Genomic DNA, 23777 nt, shown 5'->3' on the forward strand with positions numbered 1-23777 from the left:
ACATTTTTAATCCGCGTCTAGAAGTCGACGGTGGCAGACAGCAGGTAGGTGCGAGGGGTCGACAGGGTCAGCCCCGGCTCGCTGTCATCCGACGCGCCGGCCGAACTCCAGTAGCGCTTGTCGGCGACGTTCTCCACGTTCGCCCGCAGGGTGATGTGCTTGTCATCGACCTTGAAGGCGTAGCGGGCGCCCACGTCGATGCGGTTCCAGGCGTCGATTTCCTTGACGTTGGACTGGTCCAGGTATTGGGAACTGGAGTGGATGCCTCGGCTGGTCAGGGTCAGGCCTTCGAGGGTCGGTACATCCCACTCGGCCCCGAGATTGACGTTGTACTTGGGCGTGGCCGGCGCGCGGTTGCCGTCCCAGGCGCCATTGGTGGTGTCCTTCAATTTGCTGTCGATGTACATCACACCGCCGAGCAAACGCACGCCCTTGAGCGGTTCGCCGAACACGCTCAGCTCCGCACCGGTGTTCTGGCGCTTGCCATTGGGGCCGAACAGCCGCGACGTGGCGTTGGTCTCGTAGGCCGGTTGCTTGATGCGGAACACCGCGGCGGTGACGGCGAAGGCACCGGCATCGTACTTGGCGCCCACTTCCACCTGGCGGCTGATAAACGGCGGGAAGATCTGGTCTTCGTTGCGCGACGTGGACGGTGCGATCTTGCCCTGGCTCAACCCTTCCATGTAGTTGGCGTACAGCGACAGTTTGTCGGTGGCTTTGAACAGCAGGCCACCCGAAGGCGAGATCTTTTCTTCGTCGTAGCCGGTGCGGCCTTTGACCCCATTGTTCCAGTCGTCCACCTTGACCCGCTGCCAACGCGCGCCGAGGGTCAACAGCAGGCGGTCATCGAAGAAGCCCAGGGTGTCGGACAAGGCCACGCCGCTGAACTTATTCTCGGTGTAGACCTTCGCATCCTGGCGCGTGACCACAGACGGCGTCGGGGTTTGCACCGGGTTATAGAGATTGCTCGATGCGTTGGCATAACGCGCACCGCCGTTGGTGAAGTCCATATAGAAGTAACTGGCGGCCAGGTTGACCTCATGGCTCACCGGGCCGGTATGGAACCAGTTGCGCACACCGGCGGTGTAGGTGCGTACATTTTCATCCCGAGTGAAATCCCGTGGCTGCACGATGAAATCACCGGCCGCATTGGTCACCGAAACAGCATGGCGCAGGAACTCGTGGTTGCTTTTGCGCGCGCCGACACCGCCGTAGAGCATCACCGAATCGCTGAGGTCATATTCGGCATTCACCGTACCGAAGGTGTCCTTGGTGCGGGCCTTGCTCCAGGACTGCGCATAGTTGCGGCGTACATCGTTGGCGCTGGGCACCGGCGCGGCAGCGGCGACTTGCACACGCTCCTGCGGCGCATCGGTGTCGCGCTCGGTGCGGCCGATATCGGTGGAAAGGCGCAGGCGCTCGCCACGAAAATCCAGGCCCAGCACGGCCATCTCACGGTCGACGCTCTGGTGGTCCCATTCGGTATCGCCGGACTGCTTCACGCCGTTGAAGCGCAGGCCGAACTTGTTGTCCTCACCAAAGCGCCGACCCACATCCACCGCGCCACCGGCCTGGCTGTCGGAGGCCCAGGTGCCAGTGAACGAGGTGATGTCCTTGTCGGTGGCACGCTTGGGCACCACGTTGATCCCGCCGCCCACGCTGCCGCGCGGCGAGATGCCGTTGATCAACTGGGTGGGACCTTTGAAGATATCGACGCGGTCGGCCATTTCCATGTCGATGGTGTAGGTCGGCAGCACGCCGTACAGGCCGTTGTAAGACACATCACTGTTGAACAGGCTGAAACCGCGAATGGTGAACTGTTCATAACGCCCGCCGGCCGGGTTGGTGGCGCGTACCGACGGGTCGCTGGCGATCAGGTCGCCGAGGGTGCGCGCCTGCTGGTTTTTCACCGCGTCCTGGGTGTAGGTGGTCATGCTGAACGGCGTTTCCATGAAGTCACGGGTGCCCAGCAGGCCTTGCGAACCACGTCGCGCCACCTGGCCACCGGCGTAGGTGTCGCCGTCGTACAGACCAGTGGTGCCGAGGATGGACGTGGGCGCCAGCTCCAGGCTGCCGCCCTCCGGCACCGGTACCAGCATGTAAGCCTGCTCCCCCATGGGCTGCAACTGCAGGCCGGAGCCTTGCAACAGGCGGGCAAAGCCCTCTTCCACGCCGTATTCGCCGGATAAACCGCTGCTGCTTCGCCCGCTGACCAGCGCCGGGTCCACCGACAGGTTGACCCCCGATAGCCCGGCAAAACGGGTCAACGCCGCACTCAGGCTACCGGCAGGTACTTGGTAGCTGCGGCGCGCGGCGCTGTCTTCGGCATAGCTGACGGGGACGAACAACGGGCTGGCGCTGAGGCTCAGCATCAGGCTCAGTTTGAGCAACGGGCGCAAGCGCAAGGGTTGGACTGCGGGCATTGGAAGAAGCTCTCGATTTTGTTCACTTGCCTGGAATGACAGGCGAGGTGAAAAAAGGGGACAGGCTTCGACCAACTTTTTTCAAAATGGCGGGGTAATGGCGGCGCCATGCCCTGCTCCGGTCACCATACCGCGATACAGGCTTTCCAGTCTTTCAAGGTGCGCGCCCACTGCGCCGTTACGGCTCGGCCGAATAGATGAAGGTTTGCGCGCTGTTTTCGCCGACCACCGGAGAACGCGGACAAGCAAGTGTTTCAGTTCTCCAGGGGGCAGACGTTTTGAAGGTTGAGTCGTGTTGATGCGTTTCCCCCTTCTGGGAAAGGCCCTACACAAATACCGGACGTCTGGTGAAGCTGCGTTTATGTATTCTTTTTTATAAAGGAACTCTGCTGTCGAGCCTTGGTCGGCTGATGTATGTATTTTCCTTTCACTACGCGGATAGATCGGATGAAACAGACGCCCTTCGTCGAGGCCAAGCCTGTTGCCGACAAAAAGCTGGCTGTGTTTGCCCCCGTGTCAGCGCCGTGGCGTTCAAGCGTACCCTCACTGACCCTGCACGATTTTGCTGCCTGTCGGAATGCCGAGTCAGGTGCGGTTTTTATTATTGCTTCCGGCCCGTCAGCCAAATCATTTCCCCTCGAAAAATTTGCACACGTCCCCATGATTACCATGAATGGGGCGATTTCGATGTTTATGAATACCGACATCAAACCGAGTTTTTACGCCTGCACGGACAAAAGCTTTTCCACACAACAGCCGGATTTATTCAACTACGCCATGGCGGTCAGCCAAAGGGTCGCGCTATGGGAAGACCATGCGCGATCATCCCACGTTCCTCCAACCGGGGAGTTCTACCCGTTATCCAAGGCTACAAAACCGTCGTGGCTCGATGTGGCGCTCGGGAGACAAAAAGAGTTGGTAACCGATCACTCCTTGATCACCTTTCGGAAACGGCCGATCGGGTTCAGCAAGGACATGAGCCAGGGCTTTTTTGATGCTCGAACCGTGGCCTACCTGGCGATACAGCTGGCATTCCACGTCGGGTTCTCCAAGGTTTTTCTGGTTGGAGTCGACCTGAACGAAAACTCGGGAAGGTTTTACGAAACGAAAGACTCCATAAACTCTCCCTGCGGGCTCGACCAGCACTATGACACCCGCATACTTCCGTCGTTTGAGTTGATGTCCAAGAAAGTCATGGGGGATGACTTCATGGTTTACAACTTATCCGATATTTCGAAAATTCCGGACAGCGTCATTGCGCGTGTAACCGTTGCGCAAGTGGAAGCGATGCTCCAAAAGCCATGAAGCAAGGGAGGTTGATGATTAGGAGCTGCCTTGAGTATCGCCGGAATCGAACTCGACATTGCTACAGTCAATTATCCACGGTTGACGCGAGCCGTTAGCGACTGGCGCCCTTTCACATACCTTTCACAGTCGAGCGTCTAGGGTTAACCCAGCTCCTGGTGAACATCCCTTTAAGCCCGCACTCCCCATCGCGGGCTTTTCTTTGCCTGGGATTTAATCGTGTGAAACCAGGTCAGTGCCGAGCCTCCAAATGACGTTTGTATGACGGCGACACCCTTGATGACGTACAGACGTTTCATCGGTCAAACAGGCTCCTTTCAAAGCGCCTTGGCCCAGCCGCGCAGCACGAACTTCTGGATCTTGCCCGTCGAGGTTTTCGGCAACGAGTGGCTTCGGGATTCTTCAGGTAGCCCTTCATTACTGTGTTGCCGCGCATGAAGATTTCACCAACGCTGACCCCGTCGCAAGGCACCGGTTCCGGGGTCTGCTGATCGGCGGCAGCCTGTGGTTTGATACTGCACTGGAAAAATGCCGCTGCCGTTGATCTAACTTACAGCTAAGACCGTACTAACGCAGCGGCAGGTTATTGAACGCAGATTTAATTAAGACTCAATTGATCGGCTGAACCGAATCATCTATTTAATCCGTGAAATACACTACAACTCGTGCGCGACATTATAAGCAGGGTGAATACCCGCACAAAAAAGCTGTGAACCTTACTGTTTCACCGCGTTAGCCATTAGTCGAATACTGCCTCCCGCGAGCAGGGCCTTATAGTGCGGCGCCTACCCCCCCCTATTGAAATAGTTTTGAGTATTTTTAATGTCCCTCAAGCCCCCCACACCGAATGCACTTGTGATTAATGAGGAGCTATTGCATTTAATACAAGCAACCGCTAACGCCCAAACGGCCTGGATGACAACCGTCAACCATTTGGAAGCAGCCTGTGATGACGTCTGGCTCGCGCGCATGTGGGAAGTCGAGAACCTGGAAAACCAATACAGGGCCTGCCAGGACCATTTGTTTTCCTACCTAAAAAAAACCATAAACCTTTAAATACCGGGTGACGGCCTCCTGCCTTTCGGTAGTTAGCTGCAAACATTCTGGCCAGCCAGAACTCGGTCCTTCTGGATATTCGACTAAAGCACAAGACAACATTGTGGGTCTCAGAAAACCAACTTAGTTTACTAATCGCCATCCCCGTCAACGCCTGAAAAACATAAGGCTGTATCCTTTCAGTAACACTACAGCCCATGAACACCACCTGGCGATATTTTTCCACGCAAGGTCCAAGTTGAGGTGTGGAACATGCTGAAAATTAAAGCACTGGAGGTCTTGGTCGACACTCAGGGGATCAATAATCAACCTGCGTTATTTTCGGGAGTCTGTATGTTTGGCTGGATCAGTAATATCCGAGTCAGTGCTAAATTAAGTTGGGGGTTCGGCCTGGTGCTGGGGCTTGCGCTCTTGCTGGCCGCGACCGGCTGGTACGCCGTTGTGACACTGACCGAGCGCGGGCTTAAGGTTGAAAAAATTGCTCAGATCAGCAACTACACCAAAGACTTGCGAATCATCCGTTTGCGCATCGGTACCAACGCTCCAGCGGATGCCTATCAACCCTTGCAACAAACCCTGGATCAACTTGCAGCCCATCTGCACAGTATCCGGGGACTGTTTATCGAGCCGATGGATGAAGACCTGATCCAGCAGCAGCAAGATGCGGTCAACGAGTACGGGAAACGCCTGCACGACCTGTCCACGCCTGACATTGACCAGGCGGCGCTATTTAAACGGATGGGGCAGTTGGGTGACCTGTTGCTCGACACCACGCAAACCCTCATTCAATCGCAAAATACCAAACGCGATGCCGATGCCGCCTCTGCCAAGACGCTGCTGGGACTCGTCGCGGCCCTGGCACTGTTGCTGGGTACACTCGCCGCCTGGGTCATCACCCGCCAAATCGTGAACCCACTGCAACACACGCTCCAGGCAGTGAACCGCATTGCCCAGGGTGATTTGACCGAGCCTGTAAAGGTCGACCGGCGTGACGAGTTGGGCCAACTGCAATCAGGCCTTGCGCAGATGATGCACAACCTCCATGAACTGATTGACGGTATTCGCTCCGGTGTTATCCAGGTGGCCAGCGCGGCCGAGCAGTTGTCGGCAGTCACCGAGCACACGAATTCCGGCATCAGCAATCAAAAAGCCGAAACGGATCATGTGGCCACCGCGATGAACGAGATGACCACCACCGTTCATAACGTCGCACGCAATGCCGAAGAAGCCTCTGCGGCCGCGTCCAGCGCGGATCAACAAGCCTGCGAGGGGGAGCAAATCGTGGGTGAGGCGATTGCGCAGATCCAACGCCTGGCGGCAGAACTCAACCAGTCGGCCGAAGCGGTGCGCCATCTCCAGGAACAAAGTGACAAGATCGGCGGCGTACTGGATGTGATCAAAGCCGTCGCCCAGCAAACCAACCTGCTGGCGCTGAACGCGGCCATCGAAGCGGCCCGCGCCGGAGAGGCTGGCCGTGGCTTCGCAGTGGTGGCAGATGAAGTCCGCAGCCTCGCCCTGCGTACCCAGCGCTCCACTGAAGAAATTGAAAGCCTGGTCGCCGGGGTACAGAGCGGCACCCACGCCGTGGCCTCAGCCATGGAAAGCAGCCGGGTACTGAGCGAAAGCAGCGTGGAATGCACCCATCGGGCGGTCAGTGCGCTGGAGAACATCACGGGCAAGGTCTCAATCATTCAGTCAATGAATCAGCAGATTGCCACGGCAGCGGAACAGCAAAGCGCCGTCACCGAGGAGATCAATCGCAGCGTGATCAACGTTCGCAACATCTCCGACCAGACGGCCAACACCTGCGAAGAAACCGCAGCGTCGAGTAACGAGCTGGCGCGGTTGGGGCATGAATTGGAGCGGTTGGTGGAGCGGTTTAAGGTTTAAGGGGCGCAAGGGCGGCTGCCGGTTTGCGGTAGCCGTTCACCCATTAGCTTTAAGAATAGTCTCCAACGAGCAACCCCATAAATCCTTCTAACTGGTTAACTCAGTCGGAACCGGCTAACAATTGCACTAAGATCTGTAGCCAAACGCGATAGTTCTTGACTTGCTACCGTCGTGTGAGCAGCACCTTGAGCTGATTGAGCGGACAGATCGCGGATATTTACCAAATTGCGATCGACCTCTCGTGCTACATGCGCCTGCTCTTGCGATGCACTGGCAATAACAAGGTTAAGATCGTTGATTTCGTTTACAGCTGAGTTAATTCTACCCAGTGCTTCGTTGGCGCCTTCTGCAATACCAAGCGTTTTTGTTACAAGTTCAGTGTTACTGAGCATAGAACCTACAGCAAGCTCTGTACCATTCTGAACATTAGTTACCAAGCGCTCTATCTCAGTAGTTGACTGTTGTGTGCGATGGGCAAGAGCGCGGACCTCATCTGCTACCACCGCGAAGCCTCGGCCTGCTTCCCCCGCTCGCGCCGCTTCGATCGCAGCGTTTAATGCCAGCAGATTTGTTTGTTCTGCAAGGCCCCGAATGACATCTAGAACCTTGCCTATATCACGAGACTGCTCCGCCAAGTCCCCTAACAAATTGGATGTCTTCGCGATATCGCCTCCCACATTGTCAACTGAAATGGAGGTTTGCCTAACTAGTGCCATACCCTCCTCTGCTGCGCCGGTAGCGCTTCCCGAGGAACGAGCAGTATGCTCAGCGTTACGCGCAACCTCTTCGACGGCACTGGTCATTTCATTCACAGCTGTTGCAGCCATATCCAATTCATCATTTTGCCGCCTCATGCTGCTAGCACTAACTTCAGTAACAGTCGTCAATTTTTCGGCAGCTTCAGAGAGTTGTGCCGACGAATTAAAGATTTGCTGTAGCGTTTGTCTTAGCTGTTGCTGCATTTCGCCCACTGCAAATACGACACTGGTTTCATCACCTTTTGAAACTGTGATTGATTTGGTGAGATCCCCTTGAGCGATATTGCGAGTGAAATCAGCGACCATACTAGGCTCACCCCCGATTGAGCCAATAATACTGCGAGTGGTCAACAGTGTGACAATAACGCTAAGCACCACGATTAACAGCGTCGTAGCCAAGGCCATTGTGCGAGTAAAATCAGCGCTTTCCAATTGCTCCTTATACCTCTGACCCGCTTGTTTTTTACCCAGTTCGCGCATCGCTTGAAGCGTCTGGAAAACCCGCTCCGCAAAAGGTTTGACTTCCTCACGGTTAACCTTCGCAGCACCAGAAATATCGCCTGACTCAATAACAGCAGTTTGATGGCGCATACCGTTACGCATCTTTTCATAATCACTTTGAAGTTTTTCAGCATCATTATTATTTGAGGATGCGCCAGATGGTCGTGCTGCCAGAGAAGAAACCAGTCCATCAATCTGAAGAAATGAACTTTCGTTCTGTTTTTTCCATTCAGGAATCTGTATGGGATCACCTATTGCAATCATTCGTAGAATATTGATATCCGCCCTAGTGAGCAACCCATCAATACCGTCTACTTTTTCCATATTAGCAAAGTCCTGATTAAACAACGCCCCTGTATTATCAGTTGCCACTTTTATCTGATAAATAAGATAAGCCGACAAACCAAAGAACGCGGCAATGATAACGAAAGTGGAGAGCATCAACCGCCACTTAACTGTCAAGCCGGAACGAACCAGATGAATGCTGTTGGTCATGACCTTCTCCTAGCGAAGCATCATTAGATAATGGAGCGTTTCACGCTGAAGACGTGACACCTCTTATGTCGACGAACGATGAGCTATCTTTAGCCCAAAAACAACCATATTAGCAATATAGGCTGAATGGGAAAACCACATGTCAACTTGGAAAAACTCCTATTCTGCACCTTTTATGATGCATACAGCTATAGAGGAAAATGAATATTTCAGGGGAAAACTTAGATCGGCCAGACGAAAAACGCACCAACTTTGGGCGCCCACCCAAACAACGCACTTTAAAAGTTGAGCACATCAGCTTTCAGCAGCGCGTGAAAAGAGAGGTTATTGCAGTACAGCAAATGAAGCTTTAGATTCAATGCTTGAACAGGACCACACGGTTCCAAATGACCTTACTTGGAGGGAAGCGGACATGGGGCATTCAGCGGATTTCCAAGTCGAATTATATGCAAGAAAACTCGAACAGGCGGCTGAAAGCTTGATCCTTAAAGGTCGGGTGTTAAAAGAGAACGGTCTTGAAAGCCTAGGAGAGGCTATTTTGCTCCAGGCAGAAAAGCTAAAGATCGCTGTAGCCGAGCTACGAGACGTGATAAGTACACAACCTATATACCCTGACAGGAGCTTCATCTAAGCCTTAGAGAGCCCCCCTTCTTATGGTTCGGTATCGACTCCTTCAGAACAACTGATGCCCGTCTTACACACAGAGATGTGATTTGCGCGAAGGCGCTTATGATGACAGCGTTAAAGTACCATGACGCGGAAGTTAAATTACTGATTTATTCGGACGAGGTGGACGACGGAACGAATATGCGCAGCGATAAACACTAACCGGGGTCCTAAACTAATTTACGTTAACCAAGCAACGTGGCCTGCTCCATGCCCAAGGCGCCCTTCCTGGCCATCATGTCCTTGGCCCTCCCACGCAACAGTTCGAAGATCTCGGCAATTTCTCTGTCTTCAAGATTGCCAGCGGCAGCCCGTACAGCGTCGATGCAAGGCGTCATTGTCCGTTTCTTATGTCGCATACGGCGGCGGCGCGGTATGCCTTTGAGTATTGTTCGGCGCGGCCGGCCTGGGCGGCGTCGGCTTCGTCACGGCGGGCGGCCAGCACGTCGGCCCGGTCCTGCTCCGGGAGTTGGTCGAGCATTTCCTTAGCCCTCGTCGAATTGCTGGCGGGTGGCTTCAAAGTCGTCCTGCGGTTGGGCCTTGGGCGCACTGTCCACGCGCTGGCTGTCGGCCTGGCCCTCTGGATCAATACGCCGCGCCAGTGGACGCTTCACGTGCTCCATGGCACCCGCCGCTTTGCCGGGGGATTCCAAATCGAATAGCGCCTGCACGTCGACATCACGGCCGCTGACTGCCTGGGCCACAGCGGTATGTAAGGCGCTGTTGCACACAACCCAGTCTGCGTCGCGGGCGGTTTCCCTAGCGGTGCGGATGGCTGGGCCTAACGGACGCAGCTGATAATCCTGCATGATTTGCTTGGCGAAGGCTTCGATTTGCGGGCGCAAGCGCTCTGGCACCTCACCCCGCTCAATCAAGCCAAGGTCACGTCAAGCCCGGTTGCGCCCCAGGGTGGTGTGGATTTCGGCCTGGCGTGCGCCGATCTGTTCGCGCTGGGCGGCGATGGTGTCGCGGACTGCTCACTCGGCCTGTTTGCGGGTCATGCGCTGGCCCTGGAACTCTTTGGCCCGGTCTCTGAACGTCGCACCCAGGCCCATGTCCTGCTGTGTCCGTGCCTGGCGCCCGGCATTGCGGTACAGCGTTGCACCGTCGGCCTCCAGATCGCGGGCAAGCGCACCACGCAGCGCGGTTTCGAGATCCTGATCAAAGATGCGCTCAAAGTCTGCAGCGCGCAGAGGCCGCAGGGCATGGCGGTCAGCCGTGTTCAACACGCTCTCGACCTGCGGCATCGGCTCCGTGGCAACCGGATCGGCTAAAGCAGAAGCAGGCACAGACAAAGGATCACTGGACGAAGGTTGAAGAGCGGTATTTGACGCGAACATTCAAGGAAGCCAGGGAGGCGGCGAACTGCTACGCGGGCTGGAAGGAAGAAGAGATGCCGGCTTCCACGAGGTGCGAGCGCTGTCGCTGCATCTGTACAAGAAAGAAAATTGCAGGCCATGCGAGCGAGGGCATGACCAAGAACTACCAGCGAGACCACGATGAAATCATCTGGTCGGAGGCGATTCCGGACCTGAATATCAGCGAAATCGCGGGGTAGTTTTGCACCAGTTTTTAGCGGGTTTTGCGCAGGCACAAAAAAGCCGATCTATCTGATCGGCTCAAGAGTCTGATTTACTCAGGAATAATGGTCGGGACGGAGTGATTCGAACACTCGACCCCTAGCACCCCATCTCCTTTTTCATACTTCTTGAAAGCTTCCAAAATTTTACTCTGGATTTTTCTAAGCTAGTATTTACTTGAGCTCCAGCGGTGTTCTGCTCTACGAGAGTCCAGTAACGTCCATCAAGAGCCGACGTTTTTGTGGGGGTAAAAGTAGGGGGAGTCCGTTTCATGGCCAAAATCACCATCAAAGAACTCGAGTCGCTGACTCCCAACGATGCCGGCCGAATCCTCCGGGAGGATGGCAATCTGGCCGGTCGAATCTCAGTCCGCAAGGACGGTGTGTCGGTCAGCTTTTTCTATCGTTATCGCTGGGGCGACCAGAACAAAGAGTACGCCTGCGGAACCTGGCCGCGCAAATCCCTGACAGACATCCGCAAGGCGCGTAATCAGGCCAGGACGCTCATTGATGAGCAGATCAATCCCAACGAGCAAAAGAAAACCGCCAAGGCACAGGCTCATGCCGCGACGAACGCAAAAGCCGCACAAGAAAAGTCGACGAAGGTGCAAACACTGACCGTCCAGGATCTGGCCAAGGCCTGGCTGTTGGATGGCGTCGCGCGTAAAGACGGCAATGCCGAGTTGCAACGACGCTTTAACAAGGACCTATTCCCGGCACTCGGCAAGACAGCGGTGAGCAGCGTCTCCGAACACGATGTTCGGGCACTGATCCGTTCCGTGGTCAACCGCGGCGCTCACCGGCAAGCCATCAGTTTCTTCGCCGACCTCACTCAGATGTTCAGCTGGGCCAGAAAGCGTCAGCCCTGGCGGGCCTTATTGATCGAGGGTGATCCGACTGAGCTGGTCGACATATCACCTCTCATCCCTGCCGACTACGAGGCAGAAAGAAGCCGCATCCTTTCCCCGGCTGAGCTGTTGGAACTGCACAACCGCTTCCAGCAAATGACCGCCGATTACAACGCCCTCCCCGCGGGTCAAAAGTACGAGGGCATTCGGCCGTTAAAAAAAGAAACTCAACTCGCGCTTTGGATCAGCCTGGGCACCCTGTGCCGGATTGGCGAGTTGCTGCAGGCCGAATGGAAAAATGTCGATCTGGACCTGCAGACGTGGTTCCTCCCCAGTGAAAACGTCAAAGGCACTCGCGGCAAGAAACAGGACCACCATGTCTTCCTCTCCCCCTTTGCCCTGCATTTCTTTCAGGAACTGAAGACCCTAACGGGACATTCGCAATGGTGCTTTCCGAACAAGCAGGATGATGGGCATGTGGACCTGAAGGTGGTGAGCAAACAGGTCGGCGATCGCCAGGCCCGGTTCAAAAACCGCAAAGCCCTCTCACGACGGCGTCACGACGACACTCTGGTCCTTGCCGACGGCCAAAACGGCGACTGGACACCACATGATCTGCGCCGCACGGGCGCGACCATGATGCAGGCCTTGGGGGTCAGCCTGGACGTCATCGACCGCTGCCAAAACCACGTACTGGCCGGTTCGCGGGTCAGGCGCCATTACCTGCATCACGACTATGCCGAAGAGAAGAAGTGCGCCTGGAACCTGTTGGGCGATCGACTCAGTGCCGTGCTGTCCTCAACCTACGAGCATCCGCCAACAGAATCGATGCTGTCTTTTCCAGCGTATACCGTGACTGGCTCTTTACAGCCTTCTTAAATCGGCGTCTTTAGTGCTGCGTCTTCGTAGCGCCGTAGACATCACCGGGCACGTTCTTCAGCTTGATTTCGGCTTCATGACCGGCAGAAATCGGCCAAGAGCGGTCTTTCACGACGGCCATTTAAGACGTGCGGACGATCCATCAATGCCAGAGCTCACGATTGTTCCAGTAAGGCAAACCACCTATTGATAGTGCACCCAAAAATGTTTTGGTCACTTCAAAATCACAGGTACCCGGAAGTAAAAGCTTACGCCTCCGCTTACATCCGGTGATGTTCCAGCAAGAAGTCAACGAACAATCGCACCCGCGCCGGCATTGCCACCCCGCCGACGAACACCGCATGAATCGGTTCCTGGTCCCCGGGGTTCCAGGCTTCCAACAGCGGAATCAGGTCGCCGCGCTGCAAATCCTCGCTCACGCTGAACTCACCGATACGTGCAATGCCGGCACCTACTCGCGCGAGTTGTGCCAGCGCTTCACCACTGCTGCATTCGATGTTGCCGCTGACCTTTAGGGAAAACTCTTTTCCATCGCGGATGAACGGCCAGTTGGGTTCGGCACGCCGGAAGTTGAAGCGCAGGCAGTTGTGCTGTAGCAGGTCTTCCGGTTCCTGGGGGATGCCGTGGCGCTGCAGATACTCGGGCGATGCCACCACTACCTGGCCGGTGTCGCCGATCCTGCGCGCGGTAAGCGGGCTGTCGGGCAGATGGCCAAAGCGGACCGCGACGTCGGCCTGCCCGCCGAGAATGTCGACCACTTCGTCGCCGAGGGTGAGGTCGACGACGATGTTCGGGTAACGGGCGCTGAATGCTGCAACCAAGGGAACGATGGCCAGCCGCCCATGGCCAAGGGCGGCACTGACCCGCAATCGCCCCTTGGGTACGCCTTGGTCGGCGATGGCTTCTTCGACCTCGTCCATGTCGGCCAGGATACGCCGGGCGCCGCGCAGGAACGCTTCGCCCTCGGCAGTGAAGGTGATCGCTCGGGTGGTGCGCAACAGCAGGCGGGTGCCAAGACGTTGCTCGGTACGCGCGATGATCCGACTGACTGCCGAGGGTGTCAGGCCCAATGCACGCGCGGCGGCCGACAGGCTGCCTTCCTGCGCCACGGTGGTGAACACGCTCATTTCACCTGACCTGCCGTTGAAATCCACTTGTGCCTCCTGCGCAAAGGTGATTGCCAAAAATGCTATCTACCGCCTGAAAAGACTGGATCGTAGCATTAGCGGCATAGATAAGGAGCCTTTCATGCGTATCAATCCACCACTTGTCGCGCTCGCCATCGGTGCCTTTGGCATCGGCGTAACGGAATTCGCCCCCATGGGCATGTTGCCGGGTATCGCTGCGGATCTGGGCGTTTCCATTCCCGCCGCAGGTTTGCTCGTCAGTGCTTATGCGCTGGGCGTATTGCTCGGAGCACCGCTGATGACCCTGACCACCGGCAGGATTCCCCGGCGCTATCTGCTGATCGGGCTCATGGCGATTTTCACCCTGGGTAATCTGATGTCAGCCCTGGCCACCGATTACTACAGCCTCATGGTCGCCAGGGTGGTGACCTCACTGAACCATGGTGCATTTTTTGGCGTTGGCTCCATCGTCGCCGCCAGCGTGGTCGCCCCGGAGAAACGTGCCGGGGCGGTTGCGGCGATGTTCATGGGCCTGACCCTGGCGACCATCGGCGGTGTGCCGCTGGCCGCCTGGTTTGGTGAACTGTTCGGTTGGCGCACCGCTTTCTGGGGAATTACCGGCCTCGGCGTGGTGACCATGGTCGCCTTGTGGTTCGCCCTGCCTAACCTGAAGACGCCGCAAAGCGTCGGTGTAATGGCCGAAATTCGGGTACTGGGGCAGGGTCCGGTGCTGGGCGCGTTGGCCCTGACCGTAGTCGGATCGAGCGCAATGTTTACCGTCTTCACCTACATCGCGCCGATCCTCAGCAGCGAGACCAATAGTTCCACCGCCTACATCACCGCCATGCTGGTGCTTTTTGGTGTGGGGTTGACGCTGGGCAATATGTGGGGCGGCAAGGCCGCCGACCGCTCGATAGATCGCACCTTGATCGTCTCGCTAAGCGTTCTGATTCTCGTCTTGCTGGCGTTCACCTTGGTGATGCGTTGGACGGTGCCGGCTGCTCTGGCCATCCTGATATGGGGTATCGCCAGTTTCGCCCTGGTGCCGCCGCTACAGATGCGCGTCATGGAAGCAGCGAAGGACGCGCCCAATCTTGCCTCTGCGGTGAACATTGGCGCCTTCAATTTTGGCAACGCGATTGGCGCAGCGCTGGGTGGAGCGGTGATCAACGCTGGTCTGGGTTATCCGGCGATTTCCCTGGCCGGAGCGGCGATGGCTGCTCTGGGGCTGCTGATGGTGTTGGCTTATGCCTGGCGTTCCAGAACGATTGAATCAGCAGTGGTGTGACGAAGATGAGGGGGAGTGGTTCGTTACCATCGATGAGTGGCGGCGAGTGGTAGGATTGCTGCCCTTGTCGAGGGGCGGCAATCGGTCAATTTTAGCCATTGCTGACCGGCAGCTTTGGGTCCAGGCTGTGTGAAAATGCATGCACCGTTTTGAAGTCTGCGTTGCTACGTAAAATCTGCCAGCGTTTGGTTAGTCAGCAGACCTGAAATTTGCGTAGGAACGCGACTTTCGTTCCGATTCTGACTGTCAAATTTGCTCTAAAACGTTTTCACACAGCCTCGGTCGTCTGCTGCCCGTCACGACAGGCAGAGGTCGGCCAGAAGCAGAAGGTCGCCCCTGATAAATCCGCCCCATTTTGCTCTTTCAGGTGGGGTTCCTCTGCATTTATCTATGCAATATCGGCACTCCGACTGCGCGGGAGCCCTGCATGACTTGACGATAGCGGTCAGGAAAATACGCAGCCTTTTGCGTCCGCTGCGCAACCTGCCTGAGGTTGTCGCGTTGAATCAGGCTGCAGCTGAGGTCGGCAAAGCGACTACCCTAACGAGAGATCTGGAGGTCATCATTGGCGAACTGCAGAAAATGGGCTATCTGCGCCAGGCCATGAGCCGAAGCGCGACCCTGACAGAACACTTTCGAAAAATCGCCGGCAACCCGGTGCTCGACAAATTGTTTGGCGAACTGGATCGATGGCCAGAGTTGTTCAGGACCGCCGAGAGAGCCGGCGAGCTGACTGATGTAAAAAGACAGATTCAGAAAGCCCTGAAGAAAAGAATCAATCAGCTGATTGCCGGGCTACGGGACAAGCATTTTGACCGGCACGAACTGAGGATCATCGTGAAAAACGCGAGATACCTTACCGATGCATTTCCAGCATTGTCACCGCTCAAGGCTAAATCCAGAGCTCAGCTAAAGTCGGTACAAGCGTCGCTCGGCTCATGGCACGATCATCATCAATGGTGCCTGCGGGCCGAGGCGGAACCTGATTTGCTCGAAATAGCACCCTACTGGGAAGTCGTGTCAGAACAAGCGCTGACTGATGCCGAATTGAAACTGGCGTCACTGCTTGATCACCTGCAGAAAGACCTGGCGAAGTCTAAAGACTGATATCAAATCGTTCTACAACTTCACTGCAAACCCGCGACGCACACAGCCTCCCTACGCGCCTTTCAAATGCGCATAGCTATCAACGAAACGCTTAAATTTATGTTGGCCGCACGTATACGCTTCGTACTTCGCGGGCAATGCCTCACTCACACAAGTGGGCACCGGCTCGACAATCGCGTCGAAATCCAAATCAATAAAGAAAGGTATTGAATAACGCTCCAGGCCGCTCGTATTGATCACACGATGCATGGTCGAGGTGTAGCGATCGTTGGTGAGGGTCTGAACCAGATCACCAATATTGACGATAAACGTACCTTCAACCGGTGGCGCAGTGACCCACTCCCCTGCACGGTTCATGACTTGCAGACCGCCAACGGCATCCTGGGACAGGACCGTCAGGAAACCATAGTCCGTGTGAGCCCCAATACCGATCTCTTCTTGGGTCACCCTTCCGATCTGGGGTGGGTAACGCAAAACCCGCTGAATAGTGATGGGCTTGCGCTGACGCTGTTCAAAGTAGTCTTGCGCTAAACCCAGGCTGAGCGCGATCCCGCCAATCAGCTTTCGTGCGAGCGCCAGTACCGCGCAGTGATAAGCCTCGGCGACCTTCTCGAATTGCGGCAGTGCAGACGGCATTTGATTAGGGCCAAAAAATGGGGAAACCTCATCGTAATGGGCTCCACAATCAAAACACTCTTTGAAATCGCGGGTATTGGCCGGGTCGACGTTTTCCGCGTACATCGGTATGTAACCCCGTAGCGTGAGGCCGGAGTTCACGATATTAAGTTTGTTTTTCTCCTCATAAGGCAGTTTGAAAAAGCGTTTGGTGAAGGTGTACATCTCATCGATCAATTGCTGATCGATGCCATGATTTTTTATATAAAAAAACCCCACCTTCTCGCAGGCATCACCTATTTGACTGGCCACCTGCAGCGGATTTTCACCGTTGATGAGCGGCGCTATATCGATGACGGGGATTTCAGTGAACGCGGTCTGTTTGCTCGCCAAACGAATATCAAATAACTCTGTCACTTTTGCTTTCCTCTGCAAAACATCGATAGGACAGAAGATTCAGAAAGCACAACGGCGCCCTCTTTCATCTCACTGAGTCACATCTGAACCGTCACCTTTAAGCACTCATTGTTCCATCCAGGTCTCAGTCTCGATTGGGCGGATGTTAATCCTGGATTTTTTGCCACGCAAGCAAAATGTACACCTGTGTCACTTATCATTGACACAGATGTACATTTATCCTAACTTCAAGTCACCGAGTCAGATGAAGCCCACTTTGGAGCGCACTGCGATGTCCAGTGATCCCTTGCTGCAACCCTATAAAATCAAGAACCTGACCCTCAGAAACCGGATCATGACCACCTCCCATGAACCGGCCTATCCTGTGGACGGCATGCCCAAGGATCTCTACCGCGCTTACCACGTGGAGCGCGCAAAAGCCGGAGTCGCCCTGACCATGACGGCCGGTTCCGCTGCCGTCTCAAGGGACAGCCCACCGGTGTTCAACAATGTGCTCGCCTACAAGGACGAAGTGGTCGGATGGTTGCAAGACCTGACCGATGAATGCCACGAACACGGTGCAGCGGTGATGATTCAACTGACGCACCTGGGCCGTCGCACCCGCTGGGACAAGGCCGACTGGTTACCCGTGGTGTCGCCTTCGCACCGCCGCGAGGCGTCGCACCGTTCCTTCCCGAAGAAAATGGAAGAATGGGACATCGAGCGGATCATCAAGGATTATGTGGACGCTGCGGAGCGCATGAAAGCAGCAGGTCTCGATGGCCTGGAGCTTCAGGCCTACGGGCATTTGATGGACCAGTTCTGGTCGCCGTTGACCAATGACCTCGACGGGCCTTACGGCGGCTCGCTGGAAAACCGCATGCGCTTTACCTTCGACGTCTTGCGTGGCATCCGCCAGCGGGTCGGCGAAGATTTCCTGCTGGGCGTTCGCTACACCGGTGATGAAGAATTGCCCGGTGGCTTCACGGCCAGCGAGGGCATGCAGGTGTCTCACATGCTCAAGGACAGCGGGCTGGTCGACTTCTTGAACGTCGTGCGCGGTCACATTGATACGGATGCCGGCTTGACCGATGTGATCCCGATTCAGGGCATGCGCAACTCACCGCATCTCGACTTCGCGGGCGAGATCCGCTCGTCAACAGGCTTCCCGACCTTCCACGCGGCGAAGATTCCCGATGTGGCCACCGCGCGCTACGCGATCGCCTCGGGCAAAGTGGACATGGTGGGCATGACCCGCGCGCACATGACCGATCCGCACATCGTGCGCAAAATCATCGAGAAGCGCGAAGAAGACATTCGCCCGTGCGTGGGTGCCAACTACTGCCTGGATCGCATCTACCAGGGCGGCGCGGCCTATTGCATCCACAACGCGGCGACGGGGCGGGAAACCACCATGCCCCACGACATCCCCAAAGCCGCCGTCAAGCGCAAGGTGCTGGTGGTCGGCAGCGGCCCGGCGGGGCTGGAAGCAGCGCGGGTCGCCGGTGAGCGCGGCCATGACGTTACGGTGCTCGAGGCGGCCGACCAACCCGGCGGGCAGATTCGTCTGACGGCGCTGAGCGAGCGGCGTCGCGAGATGATCAGCATCATTGATTGGCGCATGGCGCAATGCGAACGGCTGGGGGTGAAGTTTCACTTCAACACCTGGGCCGAAGCCGACACCGTGCAGGCCTTCGAGCCAGACGTGGTGATCGTTGCCACCGGCGGCCTGCCGGATACCGAGGTGCTCAGCGCAGGCAACGAACACGTGGTTTCAACCTGGGACATCATTTCCGGCGACATCAAGCCCGGCCGCAACGTATTGATCTTCGACGATGCGGGGGATCATGCCGCCCTGCAGGCTGCCGAAGTCATCGCGCAAAGCGGTGCGACCGTGGAGATCGTCACGCCAGACCGCTCGTTTGCACCTGAAGTCATGGCCATGAACCTGGTGCCCTACATGCGCAGCCTGCAGGACCTGGCCGTCACCTTCACCGTCACCTACCGCGTCGATATGGTGGAAAAACGCGATGGCGGGCTCGTTGCAACCCTGGGCAGCGATTACGGAAAGGTCCACAAGCAGCGCGTGGTCGAACAGGTGGTGGTCAACCACGGCACCCTTCCCCTCGACGACTTGTACTTCGACCTGCGTCCGCTCTCCAGCAATGGCGGCGCGGTGGAACAGCATGACCTGATCGCCGGCACGGCACAGAACATCGTCACGAATCCCGAGGGGCGCTTCCAGCTGTTCCGGATTGGCGACGCCGTGTCAGCTCGCAATACCCACGCCGCTATCTACGACGCTTTGCGCCTGGTGAAAGACCTCTGAATCCGCGCCTCCCTTCCGGAATGGAACGGAGGCTCGCGATTAAAAACAGAAGGCCCTTCAACGGGCCTTCAGTGCTCATTATTGCCCCGCTTACAAACCCCGCCGCGCCACTTCAGCGCCCGTCTGGATCGCCCGCCCGACGATGGACTCGATGTCTTGATCGGCCATCGACTGCAACGCGGCTGCCGTCACACCCCGGTATGCCATCAACGATTCAATCATTTGCCGCGGATCGCGGTTGGCCAGCATCTGCCCGCCGCCCACCACCACGCCTTGTGCTGCACGCTGCGCGATGGCAAGAGGAATTCCCGCCGCCACCGCCTGATTAGTCAGCGCCATCTGCAACATTGCCGGGAACGCCGGCCCCGTCCCGGACAATGCGCTGAGGTAATCAATACCGTCTTCGTCAGGCAGTTCGTCCGCCGCACCGACGCACTCGAATAAACGCTGCACCCATTCGCGGTCGCGTTCAACAAGGTTTCCGACACAGTACCAGGGCGTGAACGACTGTCTGATTTCCACGGCTGCATTCGGCATGGCCCGCACTATTACATCCGCACCGGTGGCCGCGCTGATGGCTGCCGCCGAAACGCCAGCCATCAGAGAAATCACTAACTTGCCACGGGCGTTGATCTGCAGCTCGCGAAACTGCTCCGGCCGGATGGAGAGCACGACAATATCGCTGAGGTCCACCAACTGCTGGTTGTCGGCGAGCAACTTCACACCTGGCTCGAAGGTACTGACGCCGGAGCGGTTCGAAATCAACAAATGGTCAGGCTTGATGAAACTGCTTTCGAGGAGCGCCTCGGCAATTGCACGCCCGAGCCAGCCGGTGCCCCCGATGATGCCCAGCGTTCTACTCTCCATCGGCAGCGGACTCCTCGAATGTTTCGACCAAGGGAACGAAGACACCGGGTTCTTTTTCCGCGTAGCCGAACTTTCCATAAAAGCGGTCCAGTTCGCGCCGCTTCGGTACTTTGCCAGTAAACACGCTCACGTACTGAGGAATCCGTCGAAATCGTACGACGATATCTTCATTGGTTTTCATGGAGATGTAGCCGATCTGCGTGAGGTAGATCGTCCTGGCCCGAACATCAGCCCCCTCGCCGTCGTAGCCAAACCGTCGGAACATCGCGGCCAGGGCATTCATCCGCGCCTCATCGGCCAGAGCGATTTCAGCTTTGACTTCGTCCGATTGCAGCGCCCAACTACGCACGGCAAATTCGAACTGTGAATCGAACAGCTCGGGGTTCACCCAGCACTCGAAGATGTTGAGAATCGCTTCAGAAATACTTTCTGCGTAACTCTCGCATTGGCCGACCATACCGCCGGTGTTCTTGTCCCGCCATCGAGCGAGGAGCGCCGCTAGCAGCTGTTCCCGATCTTCATAGAACCAATAGAAGCTGGTGCGAGACAAATTCAAGCGTTTGGCCAGCGGCATCACCCGCACAGCATCCACACCCGACTCTTTAAGGGCATCGTAGGCGGCGTCCAGCCAACCATCGACGGAGCCTCGCCAGCCTGCGTCCTGCGCTTTGGTTTTCGCCCTTCCTGTCTGCGACATTCGGGTTGCACCTTTAATTAAAAATTCATCCCCACTGTACACCTCAGGTGTCTGTGGCGTACACGGCATGTACAGCAGCGTACATTTTTTAGACGCTGCCCGCATTCGATCTCACAACGGACTGCCTCACTGAATACCGCCCGAGCCGTACGACTGGTCACTTATGATCTGCTGTCGCTTCCATCTTTTAGATAACAACAGGTTATCTTTGCCCCTATAAAAAAGTTGCTAGACGATTAGAACCAATGAAACCAAATAATGGTTCTACCAAAAATAATATTAGGTAGGTGCCATGAAGTTTAATAATAAAGTGGTGATCATCACCGGCGCTGCTGGGGGCGTCGGACAGGCGTTAGCGTTATTGTTCGCCCGAGAAGGCGCAAAGCTTGTTTTGTCTGATCTTGATGAAGGCGGTTGCAAATCAATTTCCGCAAAAGTCCGTGACCTGGGCGCTGAAGTGCACTACGTGGCTGGCGACTTACGCCGTAAAGAATATTGCGAAGCGATTGTCCAAACTGCCGTCGATGTTTTTTCGGGAATCGACATCGTATTGAACAATGCGGGCATCATTCCCCGCGGCACAATTGAGGAAACCACTGACGACATGTGGTTTGACGCCATGGGCGTAAACCTGAATGCGGTGTTCTTCATCTGCCGTGCCGCGATACCGCACATGAAAAATCGCCCGGGCGCCGCAATCGTCAACACATCATCTGTGTGGGGTATTTATCCCGGCCCCGCTCACGTGGCGTATTGCACAAGCAAAGGGGCCGTCGCGGCTTTAACTAAAAATCTGGGCCGCGATTGCGCCCCTTTGGGCATCCGTGTCAACGCCGTGTGCCCGCACGAAATCAATACCCCGATGATACGCAGCGGCTTTGTGCGTCGAGGCCTGGATCCGGATAAGGCTGTGCAAGAACTGAACAAGAGCGTGCCATTAGGCCGTATCGCCGAGCCTGAAGACATTGCGGATGTCATCGCATTTCTGGCGTCCGACGAGGCCAGGTACATCGCCGGTGAAACCGTAGAAGTCACAGGTGCCAAGCCGGTATCCGGCTAAGGAGAGTAGCGATGCTCAAAGGAAAAAATGTAGTGGTGACCGGTGGCGGCAGAGGGATTGGCCGAGGCATCACCGAACAACTGCTGGAGGCGGGAGCTTCTGTGTTGATCGCTCAGCGTCAGGCACTGGACGCCGACTTGCAGAATCACCCTCAGGTCTGTTTCGTCGAGGCTGATCTCGCTTTGATGGAGTCACCGAGTTTGATTGCACAGTTTGCCCAGGAGCAGCTTGGCGGAATCGATGTATTGGTCAACAACGCCGGGTTCATGTTCGAGAAGTCCATTGATGATATGACCGAGCAGGACTGGGATCGCATGATGGCTGTCAATCTGCGAGCGCCCGCATTCCTGTGTAAGGCGTTGGTGCCTCAGATGCGTCAGCGAGGCGGTGGCAGCATTATCAACATCGGGTCGATCGAAGGGATAGGCGCCAACCCTGAACACGCCGCGTACTGTGCGTCCAAGGCGGGCATCCATGGGCTGACCCGAGCCTTGGCAATCGATCTCGGCCGCGACGGCATTCGCTGCAATGCCATTGCTCCGGGGTGGATAAACTCCGAGCTGAGTGATGCATACCTCTCAGCTCAAGCGGATCCGCGTACGGCTCGCCAGGCACTCCTGCGCCTTCACCCGGTCGGACGTACCGGGTTGCCGGCGGATGTGGGCGGGACAGTCGTTTTCCTGGCCTCCGAATCATCGGCCTTCATCACCGGGCAGGTGCTGGTGGTGGATGGGGGGCGCACGGCGAAACTGCCACTGCCGTTTTGATCGAATCCGCCCGAGTTGCAACGGAGGGAGGGACTTACCCTCCTCCGCTGCAAGATTCTGCGGTGGGGTTTAATCCCTGAGCCCATGGTAGTCCAGGGGAGAGAAATCAGATGAGCCAATAAGTCTCGAAGCGATAGGTTGAATGTTCACGCCTTGGCTTTGATCGCATACATCCCACCGATAATCACCAACGCTGCGCCGACAACCACCCAGGTATCCGGGTGCTCGGCAAAAACGATTACACCAATCAACGTGGCGAACACCAGAAGCGCATAGTTGAAAGGCTGCAAGGTTGAAGCCGTCGCGTATTTCAGTGCTTGAATGAAGAGAATCTGTGCGACTACTCCCGTCAATGCCAGGATCCCCATCAAGAGGCCCTGGATCGGAGTCGGAGAAACCCATGCAGGCAGCCCCGCGAATGTGACCGTCAAGGCACCCACACACGCCATAAAGAGCATGTTCGTAGCAAAGGAGTCGTGCTGGCTGATTCGACGCGTTAGTACGTTGAACACCGCGAACGCCAAAGCAGCCAGCAGCGGGATCAGCGCCGCGAGTTCAAAGACGCCCGCGCCTGGCCGGAGGATGACCAGTGTGCCGGTGAACCCTATGGCCGCCGCAATCCAGCGCCGTAGACCTATGAACTCCCCAAGCACGGTCCCCGCCAATGCCAGTGTCATCAGCGGAAATACGGCATAAAGTGCGTGCATTTCGGCCAGCCCCAAATATCGTAGCCCCACCGCAAACAGCAGGGTTTCACCAACGGCTAACAGCGCTCGAATGATTTGCAGCCAAGGGTGCTTACTGCGAAACGTCGCCTGGCCCCTGCCTAGGTAAGCGGCATATCCGAGAGCAAAAACGACAAACACCCAATAACGCACCATGACCAGTTGGGCAACCGGGAAGTCTTTGACAAGCACCTTGGTTACGCCGTCCTGGCTGGCGAAAATCAGCATTGAAAGCAGGCAGAGGAAAATCCCGAGTTGGGGCCTCGCGATCCCGGGATTAGCAGCAACGGTGGGCGTCGTTAAATGCGCAATATTTTTTGTTCGGTCGCTATTCAATCAACCTTTCCTTCGTAGATCGTTCCGATCAGACTTTGAAGTCGGTAGATAGCCGACGACTTG

19 protein-coding genes and 4 pseudogenes are annotated in these 23777 nt (G+C 56.4%); 10 read left to right on the top strand and 13 right to left on the bottom strand.

What is annotated here, in order from left to right:
* Nucleotides 1-17 precede the first annotated feature (17 nt).
* Nucleotides 18-2423: a TonB-dependent siderophore receptor gene (locus ACHPFG_RS20345; protein WP_431700284.1), complete on the bottom strand. Its 2406-nt coding sequence runs from the start codon at nt 2421-2423 to the stop codon at nt 18-20.
* Between the two features lie 447 nt (nt 2424-2870).
* Here ACHPFG_RS20345 and ACHPFG_RS20350 point away from each other — a divergent pair, with 447 nt between their 5' ends.
* Nucleotides 2871-3728 carry a lipopolysaccharide biosynthesis protein gene (locus ACHPFG_RS20350; RefSeq protein ID WP_431700285.1) on the top strand — a complete coding sequence of 286 codons (858 nt, stop codon included), beginning with the start codon at nt 2871-2873 and terminating at the stop codon, nt 3726-3728.
* 385 nt (nt 3729-4113) lie between these two features.
* On the opposite strand, the pseudogene ACHPFG_RS20355 reads toward ACHPFG_RS20350, so the two are convergent.
* Nucleotides 4114-4224 (bottom strand): annotated as a pseudogene (locus ACHPFG_RS20355) (hypothetical protein); the annotation flags it as partial.
* 893 nt (nt 4225-5117) lie between these two features.
* Here ACHPFG_RS20355 and ACHPFG_RS20360 point away from each other — a divergent pair.
* Nucleotides 5118-6674: a methyl-accepting chemotaxis protein gene (locus ACHPFG_RS20360; RefSeq protein WP_431700286.1), complete on the top strand. Its 1557-nt coding sequence runs from the start codon at nt 5118-5120 to the stop codon at nt 6672-6674.
* A 95-nt stretch (nt 6675-6769) separates the two neighbouring features.
* Here the strand turns inward: ACHPFG_RS20360 and ACHPFG_RS20365 are convergent.
* Nucleotides 6770-7414: pseudogene (locus tag ACHPFG_RS20365) on the bottom strand (methyl-accepting chemotaxis protein); the annotation flags it as partial.
* 459 nt (nt 7415-7873) lie between these two features.
* Nucleotides 7874-8428, bottom strand: a pseudogene (locus tag ACHPFG_RS20370) (Tar ligand binding domain-containing protein); the annotation flags it as partial.
* A 358-nt stretch (nt 8429-8786) separates the two neighbouring features.
* On the opposite strand from ACHPFG_RS20370, the gene ACHPFG_RS20375 reads away from it, so the two are divergent.
* A complete protein-coding gene (locus ACHPFG_RS20375; RefSeq protein WP_431700287.1) occupies nt 8787-9059 on the top strand; it encodes a hypothetical protein in 273 nt (90 codons plus the stop codon).
* Nucleotides 9060-9279: 220 nt separating this feature from the next.
* Here the strand turns inward: ACHPFG_RS20375 and ACHPFG_RS20380 are convergent, their stop codons facing one another.
* The 4 genes from ACHPFG_RS20380 to ACHPFG_RS20395 form a co-directional block, all read right to left on the bottom strand.
* A complete protein-coding gene (locus tag ACHPFG_RS20380) occupies nt 9280-9432 on the bottom strand; it encodes a hypothetical protein (protein WP_431700288.1) in 153 nt (50 codons plus the stop codon).
* A complete protein-coding gene (locus ACHPFG_RS20385) occupies nt 9429-9575 on the bottom strand; it encodes a hypothetical protein (RefSeq protein WP_431700289.1) in 147 nt (48 codons plus the stop codon). Before ACHPFG_RS20385 ends, ACHPFG_RS20380 begins: the two co-directional genes overlap by 4 nt.
* A 4-nt stretch (nt 9576-9579) precedes the next feature.
* Nucleotides 9580-9939, bottom strand: a complete 360-nt coding sequence (locus ACHPFG_RS20390) for a hypothetical protein (RefSeq protein WP_431700290.1) — start codon at nt 9937-9939, stop codon at nt 9580-9582.
* 132 nt (nt 9940-10071) lie between these two features.
* Nucleotides 10072-10341 (bottom strand): hypothetical protein, encoded by a 270-nt coding sequence (locus ACHPFG_RS20395; RefSeq protein ID WP_431703544.1) that lies wholly within the window; start codon nt 10339-10341, stop codon nt 10072-10074.
* A gap of 11 nt (nt 10342-10352) precedes the next feature.
* Between ACHPFG_RS20395 and ACHPFG_RS20400 the strand changes: the two are divergent.
* A pseudogene (locus tag ACHPFG_RS20400) lies at nt 10353-10652 on the top strand (integrase); the annotation flags it as partial.
* A gap of 293 nt (nt 10653-10945) precedes the next feature.
* Complete coding sequence (locus tag ACHPFG_RS20405; protein WP_431700291.1) at nt 10946-12400, top strand: tyrosine-type recombinase/integrase; 1455 nt, start codon at nt 10946-10948, stop codon at nt 12398-12400.
* A 260-nt stretch (nt 12401-12660) separates the two neighbouring features.
* On the opposite strand, the gene ACHPFG_RS20410 is transcribed toward ACHPFG_RS20405, so the two are convergent.
* Nucleotides 12661-13554: a LysR family transcriptional regulator gene (locus ACHPFG_RS20410; protein WP_431700292.1), complete on the bottom strand. Its 894-nt coding sequence runs from the start codon at nt 13552-13554 to the stop codon at nt 12661-12663.
* 94 nt (nt 13555-13648) lie between these two features.
* On the opposite strand from ACHPFG_RS20410, the gene ACHPFG_RS20415 reads away from it, so the two are divergent.
* Both ACHPFG_RS20415 and ACHPFG_RS20420 read left to right on the top strand, forming a co-directional pair.
* Nucleotides 13649-14815: an MFS transporter gene (locus tag ACHPFG_RS20415; protein ID WP_431700293.1), complete on the top strand. Its 1167-nt coding sequence runs from the start codon at nt 13649-13651 to the stop codon at nt 14813-14815.
* A gap of 390 nt (nt 14816-15205) precedes the next feature.
* On the top strand, nt 15206-15922 hold the full coding sequence (locus ACHPFG_RS20420) for a CHAD domain-containing protein (RefSeq protein ID WP_274610035.1): 717 nt from the start codon (nt 15206-15208) through the stop codon (nt 15920-15922).
* A 51-nt stretch (nt 15923-15973) separates the two neighbouring features.
* On the opposite strand, the gene ACHPFG_RS20425 is transcribed toward ACHPFG_RS20420, so the two are convergent.
* Nucleotides 15974-16954: an isopenicillin N synthase family dioxygenase gene (locus ACHPFG_RS20425; RefSeq protein ID WP_431700294.1), complete on the bottom strand. Its 981-nt coding sequence runs from the start codon at nt 16952-16954 to the stop codon at nt 15974-15976.
* Nucleotides 16955-17225: 271 nt separating this feature from the next.
* On the opposite strand from ACHPFG_RS20425, the gene ACHPFG_RS20430 reads away from it, so the two are divergent.
* Complete coding sequence (locus ACHPFG_RS20430; protein ID WP_431700295.1) at nt 17226-19262, top strand: FAD-dependent oxidoreductase; 2037 nt, start codon at nt 17226-17228, stop codon at nt 19260-19262.
* A 90-nt stretch (nt 19263-19352) separates the two neighbouring features.
* Here ACHPFG_RS20430 and ACHPFG_RS20435 read toward each other — a convergent pair whose 3' ends face one another.
* Both ACHPFG_RS20435 and ACHPFG_RS20440 read right to left on the bottom strand, forming a co-directional pair.
* Nucleotides 19353-20129 (bottom strand): pyrroline-5-carboxylate reductase family protein, encoded by a 777-nt coding sequence (locus ACHPFG_RS20435; protein ID WP_431700296.1) that lies wholly within the window; start codon nt 20127-20129, stop codon nt 19353-19355.
* Entirely contained in the window at nt 20119-20826 is a 708-nt protein-coding gene (locus ACHPFG_RS20440; RefSeq protein WP_431700297.1) for a TetR/AcrR family transcriptional regulator, read from the bottom strand. The genes ACHPFG_RS20435 and ACHPFG_RS20440 overlap by 11 nt, the downstream gene beginning before the upstream one ends.
* A 292-nt stretch (nt 20827-21118) precedes the next feature.
* On the opposite strand from ACHPFG_RS20440, the gene ACHPFG_RS20445 reads away from it, so the two are divergent.
* Nucleotides 21119-21886, top strand: coding sequence for an SDR family NAD(P)-dependent oxidoreductase (locus tag ACHPFG_RS20445; protein ID WP_431700298.1), 768 nt, complete (start codon nt 21119-21121; stop codon nt 21884-21886).
* A gap of 11 nt (nt 21887-21897) precedes the next feature.
* Complete coding sequence (locus ACHPFG_RS20450; protein ID WP_431700299.1) at nt 21898-22653, top strand: SDR family NAD(P)-dependent oxidoreductase; 756 nt, start codon at nt 21898-21900, stop codon at nt 22651-22653.
* Between the two features lie 146 nt (nt 22654-22799).
* On the opposite strand, the gene ACHPFG_RS20455 is transcribed toward ACHPFG_RS20450, so the two are convergent.
* Nucleotides 22800-23714 carry a DMT family transporter gene (locus tag ACHPFG_RS20455; RefSeq protein WP_201060008.1) on the bottom strand — a complete coding sequence of 305 codons (915 nt, stop codon included), beginning with the start codon at nt 23712-23714 and terminating at the stop codon, nt 22800-22802.
* Nucleotides 23715-23777 lie beyond the last annotated feature (63 nt).

It is taken from the genome of Pseudomonas sp. BR20, from assembly GCF_050780135.1.
GTDB lineage: Bacteria > Pseudomonadota > Gammaproteobacteria > Pseudomonadales > Pseudomonadaceae > Aquipseudomonas.